9 protein-coding genes and 1 pseudogene are annotated in these 8,424 nt (G+C 69.2%); 5 read left to right on the top strand and 5 right to left on the bottom strand.

Annotation, left to right across the window (positions count from 1 at the left end; genetic code table 11):
• On the top strand, positions 1–184 hold a 184-nt coding region (locus tag ABD256_RS30370), incomplete at its 5' end, for a hypothetical protein (protein ID WP_344426619.1).
• A gap of 144 nt (positions 185–328) precedes the next feature.
• Here the strand turns inward: ABD256_RS30370 and map are convergent.
• On the bottom strand, positions 329–1,117 hold the full coding sequence (map, locus tag ABD256_RS30365; protein ID WP_344426616.1) for a type I methionyl aminopeptidase: 789 nt from the start codon (positions 1,115–1,117) through the stop codon (positions 329–331).
• Between the two features lie 120 nt (positions 1,118–1,237).
• On the opposite strand from map, the gene ABD256_RS30360 reads away from it, so the two are divergent.
• The 3 genes and pseudogenes from ABD256_RS30360 (at position 1,238) to ABD256_RS30350 (ending at position 3,297) form a co-directional block, all read left to right on the top strand.
• Positions 1,238–1,588: an arsenate reductase family protein gene (locus ABD256_RS30360; protein ID WP_344426613.1), complete on the top strand. Its 351-nt coding sequence runs from the start codon at positions 1,238–1,240 to the stop codon at positions 1,586–1,588.
• Between the two features lie 130 nt (positions 1,589–1,718).
• Positions 1,719–2,771: pseudogene (locus tag ABD256_RS30355) on the top strand (substrate-binding domain-containing protein); the annotation flags it as partial.
• A complete protein-coding gene (locus tag ABD256_RS30350) occupies positions 2,761–3,297 on the top strand; it encodes a PstS family phosphate ABC transporter substrate-binding protein (protein WP_344426610.1) in 537 nt (178 codons plus the stop codon). The pseudogene ABD256_RS30355 and the gene ABD256_RS30350, both read left to right, overlap by 11 nt.
• Before the next feature lie 27 nt (positions 3,298–3,324).
• On the opposite strand, the gene ABD256_RS30345 is transcribed toward ABD256_RS30350, so the two are convergent.
• From ABD256_RS30345 to ABD256_RS30330, 4 genes are read right to left on the bottom strand one after another with little or no spacing between them, the layout of a single operon-like run.
• Positions 3,325–4,134 (bottom strand): HpcH/HpaI aldolase/citrate lyase family protein, encoded by an 810-nt coding sequence (locus ABD256_RS30345; protein WP_344426607.1) that lies wholly within the window; start codon positions 4,132–4,134, stop codon positions 3,325–3,327.
• Positions 4,131–4,946 (bottom strand): HTD2 family dehydratase, encoded by an 816-nt coding sequence (locus ABD256_RS30340; protein ID WP_344426604.1) that lies wholly within the window; start codon positions 4,944–4,946, stop codon positions 4,131–4,133. Before ABD256_RS30340 ends, ABD256_RS30345 begins: the two co-directional genes overlap by 4 nt.
• Positions 4,943–6,094: a CaiB/BaiF CoA transferase family protein gene (locus ABD256_RS30335; protein ID WP_344426601.1), complete on the bottom strand. Its 1,152-nt coding sequence runs from the start codon at positions 6,092–6,094 to the stop codon at positions 4,943–4,945. The genes ABD256_RS30340 and ABD256_RS30335 overlap by 4 nt, the downstream gene beginning before the upstream one ends.
• Positions 6,095–6,110: 16 nt before the next feature.
• On the bottom strand, positions 6,111–7,268 hold the full coding sequence (locus ABD256_RS30330) for an acyl-CoA dehydrogenase family protein (protein WP_344426599.1): 1,158 nt from the start codon (positions 7,266–7,268) through the stop codon (positions 6,111–6,113).
• 121 nt (positions 7,269–7,389) lie between these two features.
• Here ABD256_RS30330 and ABD256_RS30325 point away from each other — a divergent pair, with 121 nt between their 5' ends.
• Positions 7,390–8,424 carry a LysR family transcriptional regulator gene (locus ABD256_RS30325; RefSeq protein WP_344426596.1) on the top strand — a complete coding sequence of 345 codons (1,035 nt, stop codon included), beginning with the start codon at positions 7,390–7,392 and terminating at the stop codon, positions 8,422–8,424.

Below are 8,424 nucleotides of genomic sequence, written 5' to 3'. Positions count from 1 at the left end.
CATGTCGGATCTCCAACCTGCGCGCCGCCACTTTCTCCTGACGCCGCCGCTCATAGTGCACGGCAGGTATGAGGTCAACGCGACAGCGAGCGCCACCCTCGGCTCCGCCGCGGCCTGCGTCAAATTCGACAGCAACGCGATCTCCCCGGCCACCGATCTTCGCGAGGACGCCCGCACCATCTGAGAAATAGTGCGCAACGCAAAAGCCTGCGCCCGCCACTCCGCAATTCTAGCAACCAGCACAACAAATCCCGGAGCCCAATCGGGTTCCCCACGGCGCGCCGCAGGCGCGCTTGAAACCCGCACCGAGCCACCAAAACACGCGAGATCACCCCAAAACGAAACCCTCATCCCCCCTACGAGTAAGCACCAACGGCGCCCCCTCAGTAACAGCCACCGTATGCTCCGAATGAGCCGTCCGCGACCCATCAGCCGACCGAATAGTCCACCCGTCAGCGTCATAGATGATCTGATCGGTAGTACGAGCGAACCAGGGCTCAAGTGCCAGAGTCAACCCCGGCCGAAGCTTCATGCCACGACCAGCTCGCCCCTTGTTGGAGACGTGAAGATCCTCGTGCATGGTCCGACCGATCCCGTGGCCACCGAACTCGGTATTGACCGGATAGCCGTAATCGCAAGCCACCGCCCAGATCGCCGCCGAAATGTCGCCGAGGCGGTTGCCGGGGCGCGCCATCTCGATCGCCGCTTCCAGCGCTTCCTCGGTGGCACGGATGATCCTCAGATCCTCCTCGGCGGCGGTCCCGACGATGACCGTGCGCGCCGAGTCGGCCGCCCAGCCGTCGATTTTGACCGCGAGGTCCGCGGTGAGCACGTCCCCGTCGCGGAGCACGTAGTCGTGGGGCAACCCGTGCAGCACGGCGTCGTTCACCGCCAGGCAGATGACGTTGCGGAACGGGCCCCTGCCGAAGGACGGCGAGTAGTCCCAGTAGCACGACTCCGCTCCGCGCCGTTCGATCATGCCGCGCGCGTGGTGTTCCAGCTCCAGGAGGTTGACGCCCACATCGGCGAGCTTGCCGACCTCGGAGAGCACCTCGGCGACGAAGCGCCCGGCCACGTGCATGCGTTCGATCTCCGCAGGCGTCTTCAGCTCGATCACGAATACCTCAAGTCACAGGGTTGGTATAGTTATACCGAACCCTAACATCCACCGGTATAGTAATACCAACCACGGCTCCCCGAACTGCTCCAGGCCACGAGAGCACGGGATGATGCCGGTATGGAAATCTGGCACAACCCGCGCTGCAGCAAGTCGCGGACCGCGAAGAAGGCGCTGGACGAGTCCGGCGCGGACTACACCGAGCGGCGCTACCTGGACACCCCGCCGACCGCGGCCGAGCTGACCGAGGTGCTCGGCAAGCTCGGCATGGAACCGTGGGACATCGCGCGCACGACCGAGCCCGTCGCCAAGGAGCTCGGCCTCGCGGACCTGCCGCGGGATGCCGCCAACCGCACGCGCTGGATCGGCCTGCTGGCGGACAACCCGGTGCTGATCCAACGGCCGATCCTGATCGACGGGCAGACCGCGGTCGTCGGCAGGGACGAGGACGCGCTCCGCCGGATTCTGTAGCGCCGCACCCCTTCGGGAGCACCGGACTTCGCGGACAACGACTGATGAACAACGGACGAACAGCCCGGCGGAGCCCGGCTGGACGCCCCGCCCGGTCACTACGTTGGTCCGGTTGTTGCGTGGTCCCCTGATGCCGGAGGCGGTCGTGGCCGACTTTCCCTGGGAAGTGATCCTGGCGCTCGTCGGTATCCTCGTCCCGATCCTCGCCTTCCTCTGGGAATTCACCTTCGTCGGCCGCAAGCAGCTCGGCTACCGGGTTCAGATGGACCTGGCGGCCACGGACGTCGGCTCGGAGCACGCGGGCGCGTGGCGGCAGCTTCAGCTGGAAAACGACGAGAACACGCCACTGCTGAATCCGTCGTTCGTCCTGCTGCGCGTCGAAAACACCGGCACGGCCAACATCGACACCCACGACTACGCCATCCTCGACGAGATCAAGGCCGGTATCAAGTTCAAGTTCCCCGGACGCACGGTGGCCGGAATGGTCGTGGCCGATCTCCACAAGGACGTCTCGAGCGACAACTTCGGCCCGGACTCGGGACTGAACACGAACAACATCGAGGCACCAGGGCGCACCGAGGGCATCATCGAACTGCCGAGAGTGCCGTTGAACCCCGGCCACCACTACAAGGTATTGGCTGTCCTCGAAAGCGCCAACGGAGCCGAGTTCACCGATCCCAAGCTCGAAGGCGGTATCAAGGGCGGCCTCGGGAACAAGGGAATCAGGGAGACCAAGAGCTTCACCGGCATACCGCGGTGGGTCATCGCGCTGATCGCCACGCTCGTGGCCGTCGCTTCCGTCGAACCCTTCGCCATCGAACAGTTCAGCGGAAAACCGCCACCGCTGGACTGCGCGACCGGGCAGCTCACCGTCACCGGGTCCACAGCCTTCGAACCCATTGTGCGGGAGGCCGTTTCCGCCTACGAAAAATCCTGCCCGGGAAGCGGTTTCACGCCCCGGCTTAACGGCAGCGCCGACGGTATCGATCGGCTGAACAACAGCAAGAACCCGGATGTGCTGGCGTTTTCCGACGGAATCAAGACAGAGGTGAAGGGGGACAAACTCCCCGCGCTGGTACCGCGGCCGGTCGCGCTCCAGCTCTTCACCCTCGTGGCCAACCGGAAGGCCGGGGTAGACGACCTCACACTGGCGCAGGTCAAAGACGTCTTCGGTGGGCGCATCGCCACCTGGAAGGACATCGGCGCGAAGAACGACCTGCCGGTCCGCCTCATCGACCGGGAGTCCTCTATCCGGCACCCGCGCCACCTTGGAGCAACGGGTCCTCGGCTTCACCGAACCCGGCGAAAACTCCAACGACTGCGAGCGGCCGAAGGCAGAAGATCTGCGGGGCCAGGTCATCCGCTGCCGCCAGGCCAACACGAACGGCGTGCTGGACGCCGTGGCGAACACGCCGGGCGCCATCGGCTACACCGAACTCGGGGCCGCCTCTGACCGCCAGAAGGACCAGCAGGACGTCACCAAGGTGCGCATCGACGGCCAGCAGGCCACCCTGGAAGCGACCGACCACGGGGCCTTTCCCTTCTGGCAGACGGAGTACGCCTACACCTTCGGCGAGCCCAAGGCCGACTCGCTCGCCGCCAGCTTCCTGCGCTACCTGACCAACCAGGTCGGGATGGACATCATCCGCTCGCACGGCCACCGCCCCTGCGCGGACCTGCGGAACCCGGTGCGCTGCCGCCCCACCTGAGCGCCGCGGATACCGCGCGGGCGGAGGTCAGCCTTCGCCCGCGCGGGCCAGGATCGCGCGCGCCCGCAGCACGACCGGGCGGTCGATCATCTGCCCGTCGGCCACGGTGACCGATCCGTCGACGGCGACCTCGAGCACGCGCCGCGCCCACCCGATTTCCCGGTCCGACGGGGTCAGCGCCGCGTTGGCCGGGCGGACCTGGTCCGGGTGGATGCAGAGCTTGCCGGTGAAGCCGAGCGTGACCGCGTGGTCGAGGTCGGTGCGAAGGGCATCGTCGTCGAGGGCGGTCGTGACCCCGTCGATCGGTGCGCCGCGTCCGGTGGCGGTCGCCGCGAGAACCAGTGCCGACCGGGCGTGCCGGAGGGCTTCGGCCGAGCGGTGATCGACCCCGATCTGGGCGGCGAGGTCGACGCTGCCGAAGGCGGGGCGCACCACGGCGGGACCACCGCAGACGGCCACGGCCTGCACGATCCCGATCGCGGTTTCGAGCAGCGGGACGATTCCCGTCCCGGCAGGCACCCGGTGAGCCAGTTCTTCGATCTGCCCGTGGCTCTCCGCTTTGGGCAGCATCACCGCGCGGGCCCGCCCGGCGACGGCCGCCACATCGTCGTCGTGCCACGGCGTACCCACCGCGTTCACCCGGACGACCGCCTCGTTCCCCTCGGCAAGCCAGGTGCGGACGTTTTCCCGCGCGGCTTCCTTCCGGTCCGGCGCCACCGCGTCTTCCAGGTCCAAGAGCACCGCGTCGGCCCCGCTGGCGGCGGCTTTGGCGAAGCGGTCGGGCCGGTGCCCCGGCACGAACAGGAACGTCCGCGCGGTCAGGATCGACTCGGTCATGCGCTGCCCCGCAGCGTGCCCGTGGCGGTCTGCCGCCCGTAGCGGTCCCGCACCGTCGTCGTGGTCTCACCAGGGCCGGGAACCACACCGGCCACCAGGCCCTGGTGATCGAACAGCGGTGAAACCAGGCGGTAGCCGAAGAACCGCGCGCCACCGGCTCCCCGGCGCCGAGCGGCTTCGGCCATCACGAGCGCCTGCAACGGCCCGTGCGTGACCAGACCCGGATAGCCCTCGACATCACGGGCGTAGTCGCGGTCGTAGTGGATGCGGTGGGCGTTGTACGTCAGTGCCGAAAACCGGAACAACAGCGACGGCGTGACGTCGATGGCCCACTCGTCGTCCGCCACCGGCTCGGCAGCGCGATCTTCGCGGACGGGCACCGGGCCGGCCGCGGCGTCCCGGTACACCAGGTCCTGCTCTTCGTCGACGACCAGCCGGCCGCCCTGGCTGATCCGGTGCCCGACGACGACGAACGTCAGCCGTCCGGTACGGCCCTGCTTTTCCCGCACCGAAAGGACTTTCGTGCGCCGGGTAGCAGGCAGCCCGCAGCGCAGCGGCCCGTTCAGGCGGACGCGACCACCCGCCCACATGCGGCGGCGGCCCGGCTCCGGCGGGGCGGGCACGGCGTGCCGGACGGGGTGGCCGTCCCGGCCGAGGTCGGCCTGCGCGGGCCGGTCCAGCAGGTGGACCCAGTGCCACAGCAACGGCAGCCCGTCGCGGTCGAGGTCCGGCAGCGGAACGTCCAGCAGCGAGCCCAGCGCCTCCGCCGGGCCGTGGTGCAGTACTTCGGTGCGCTCGATCTCTTCGCTCACGCGGAAACCTCCTCGGCGGCGGTGAACTCGGCCCGGATCGCCGCGGTGTGCTGGCCGAGCGCGGGCACCGGTCCCATCGCCGGTTCGCGGCCGTCGACCTCGACCGGCGGCAGCAGCGCCCGCACGGCCCCGGCGGGAGTGGCGATCGCCCGCCATCTGTTCCGCGCGTCGAGCTGGGGATGCCGGGCGAACTGCCCCGGCGTGCGCAACCGCGCGCTCGCGATCCCGGCCCGCTCCAGCAACTCCACGGTCTCCTCGGCGGAGAGCCGGCGGAATGCGTTCTCCACGATCGAAGTCAGCTCTTCGGTGCGGCTCACGCGGTCGACGTTGGTACGGAACCGGACGTCATCCGCGAATTCCGGGCGGCACAGCACCTCGCGGCAGAAGGCGGCCCACTCGCGGTCGTTCTGGACCCCGAGGAAGACCGTGCCGTCCGCGGTCCGGTACGGGCCGTAGGGCGCGATCGACGGATGCGCCGCCCCGGTGCGGCGTGGCGGTTCCTGGCCGTAGACGGCGAAGTAGGCGGGCTGGCTCATCCACTCACCGAGCGCGTCGATCATCGCGACGTGCAGGCTCGCGCCGGCCCCGGTGCGCTCGCGGTCGTAGAGCGCGGTCAGGATGCCGCTGTAGGCGTACATGCCGGTGGCGATGTCCGCGATGGAGATCCCCGCCTTGGCCGGGGTTTCCGGCGTTCCGGTGGACATGACCAGGCCGGTTTCACACTGCACCAGCAGGTCGTACGCCTTCTTCGTCCGAAAAGGACCGTCGGGCCCGTAGCCGGAGATCGAGCAGTGGATCAGCTCCGGCCGCTTCGCGCGCAGGGTGCCCGCGTCCAGGCCGAGTCGCTCGGCCGCACCGGGGACGAGGTTCTGCAGGACCACGTCGGCCCGGTCGAGCACGGCGTCCAGCAGCGCGCGGTCGGCGGGTGCCTTGAGGTCGAGTTCGACGCTTTCCTTGCCGCGGTTGAGCCACACGAAGTAGCTCGACTGCCCGTGCACCGTCCGGTCGTAGCCGCGCGCGAAGTCGCCGGTGCCCGGCCGTTCCACCTTGATCACCCTGGCGCCGAGATCGGCGAGCTGCCGGGTGGCGAAGGGCGCGGCGACGGCCTGTTCGACCGCGACGACGGTGCTGCCTCCGAGTGGTCCCATGCTGCCTTTCCCTCGCTCAGGACGAAATCCGGTGCCGCTTGACGAGCTGCTTAGCGATCACGCTCCGCTGGATCTCGTTCGTGCCCTCGCCCACGATCATCAGCGGTGCGTCGCGGAAGTACCGCTCGACGTCGAACTCCGTCGAATAGCCGTACCCGCCGTGGATCCGCACGGCGTCCAGCGCGACCTCCATGGCCGTCTCGGACGCGAACAGCTTCGCCATGCCCGCTTCCAGGTCCGCCCGCTCACCCGAGTCGTAGCGGCGCGCGGCGTGGAGCACGAGCTGGCGCGCGGCCTCCAGTTTGGTGGCCATGTCGGCGAGGTGGTTGCCGACGGACTGGTGCTGCCAGATCGGCTTGCCGAAGCTCTCCCGTTCCTGCGCGTACCGCAGGGAGTCCTCCAGCGCGGCGCGCCCGACCCCCAGCGCGCGGCAGGCGACCTGGATGCGGCCGATCTCCAGGCCGCGCATCATCTGCGCGAACCCGTGTCCCTCCTCCGCGCCGAGCAGCGCCGTCGCCGGGACGCGGAAGTCGTCGAACGCGAGCTCGCAGCTCTCCACCCCCTTGTAGCCCAGCTTCGGCAGGTCCCGCGAAACGTGGAAACCGGGCCCTGGCTCGACGAGCAGGATGCTGATCCCGCGGTGCGCCGGCACCGCGCCCGGATCGGTCTTGCACAGCAACGCGACCAGCCCGGAGCGGCGGGCGTTCGTGATCCACGTCTTCGACCCGTTCACGACGTAGGCGTCGCCCTCGCGACGGGCAGTGGTGCGCAGTGCCTGGAGATCGGAGCCCCCACCGGGTTCGGTCAGCGCCATGGTCGCGCGGAGTTCGCCGGTCGCCATCCTCGGCAGGTAGGCGTCCTTCTGCTCCCGCGTCCCGAACGCGACCAAGAGCTTCGAAACCACCGTGTGCCCGCCCATCGCGCCCGCCAGGCTCATCCAGCCACGAGCCAGTTCCTCGGTGACAGCGGCGTAGCACTGCGCGGAGACGTGCGACTCGCCCCAGGGTTCGGGGATCGCCAGCCCGAAGACGCCCATCTCCTTCAGCTGCTCGATGAGCGCCTCCGGATAGGTGTTGCCGTGGTCGAGTTCCCGCGCCACCGGGCGGACCTCCCGGTCGACGAACTCGCGCAGCACCGCGACGATCGCGGCTTCCTCGTCGGTGAGCCCGTCCATCACGACTTCCTCTCCGCGGTCGGCTGAACCTCGCCTTCCATCATCACTCGTGATTCGATCAATTGTGAAATAGTGATTCGTGATGCCGCCATGAGCCATCGGCATGTCGCAAGGACCGGGTATGGACCTCAAGCAGCTGAAAGCCCTCGTCACGGTCGTCGAAGTGGGCAGCGTGACCCGCGCGGCCGAGCTGCTGCACCTGGTGCAGCCCGCGGTCACCAGGCAGATCAGGACGCTGGAGCAGGAGTTCGGCGTCCCGTTGTTCGAGCGGACCCGGCACGGGATGCGCCCGACCGAGGCGGGGGCGAGCCTCGCCGAACGGGCCAGGCGCGTGCTGACCGAACTGGACCGCGCCCGCGCCGAACTGGCCCCGGCACCGGGCGTGGTGACCGGCATCGTCACCGTCGGCCTGCTGGAAAGCACCGCCGGCCTCCTCGCGGAACCACTCGTGTCGGCGGTGCTGCACGACCACCCCGGGATCGAACTGAGACTGCTCACCGCGTATTCGGGACACCTCCAGCAGTGGCTCGACGACGGGGACCTCGACCTCAGCCTGCTGTACAACCTGACGAACGCGCCTTCCCTGAACGTGACGCCACTCGTCCGTGAACAGCTTTGGGTCGCCGCCCCGACGGCGGACGCGCTGCGCGCGGACAGCCCGGTCCCGCTCGCCGAGGTCGCGGCCCGGCCCTTCGTGATGCCGACGGCCGGGCACGCCTTGCGGGCACTGATCACCGGCGCCGCACGGGAGGCCGGGGTCGAGCTGGAGGTCAGTGTCCAGACCAATTCGATGCCGGTGCAGAAGGACCTCGTTCGCGGCGGGCGCGGCTGGACGATCCTGCCCGCGGTCGGCATCGCCGACGACGTCACCTTGAGCGCGGCCCCGCTCACCGGGCCCGAGGTGTGGCGCTCGATCGTGCTCGGCGCGCCGCGCGCCGGACGGAGCACGCCCGCGGTCGAGGCCGTCGCCCGCGAACTCGTCCACCAGGTCCGGACCTCCGTCCACAACGGACGGTGGCCGTCCGCGCGGCTCGCCGAGCGGGCTCCCTGGCGTGCCGGGATGCGGAACGGTTTGCCGCGGCGTCGACAGGATCCGGGCCGATCGAGAGGCGAAGGCGTCGAAGGTGACCGCGACGAACAGCAGTGGAACGGATGA

This window comes from Amycolatopsis minnesotensis (assembly GCF_039529815.1).
In the GTDB taxonomy this organism is placed as follows: domain Bacteria; phylum Actinomycetota; class Actinomycetes; order Mycobacteriales; family Pseudonocardiaceae; genus Amycolatopsis; species Amycolatopsis minnesotensis.
Note: the sequence above shows the minus strand (reverse complement) of the source record. Positions and strands in the feature narration are given on the sequence as shown.

Excerpts from the sequence above, each read along its gene's own strand:
- ABD256_RS30345 (WP_344426607.1), bottom strand. The coding sequence starts at position 4,134 with ATGACCGAGTCGATCCTGACCGCGCGGACGTTCCTGTTCGTGCCGGGG.
- ABD256_RS30325 (WP_344426596.1), top strand. The coding sequence starts at position 7,390 with ATGGACCTCAAGCAGCTGAAAGCCCTCGTCACGGTCGTCGAAGTGGGC.
- ABD256_RS30330 (WP_344426599.1), bottom strand. The coding sequence starts at position 7,268 with ATGGACGGGCTCACCGACGAGGAAGCCGCGATCGTCGCGGTGCTGCGC.
- ABD256_RS30335 (WP_344426601.1), bottom strand. The coding sequence starts at position 6,094 with ATGGGACCACTCGGAGGCAGCACCGTCGTCGCGGTCGAACAGGCCGTC.
- ABD256_RS30360 (WP_344426613.1), top strand. The coding sequence starts at position 1,238 with ATGGAAATCTGGCACAACCCGCGCTGCAGCAAGTCGCGGACCGCGAAG.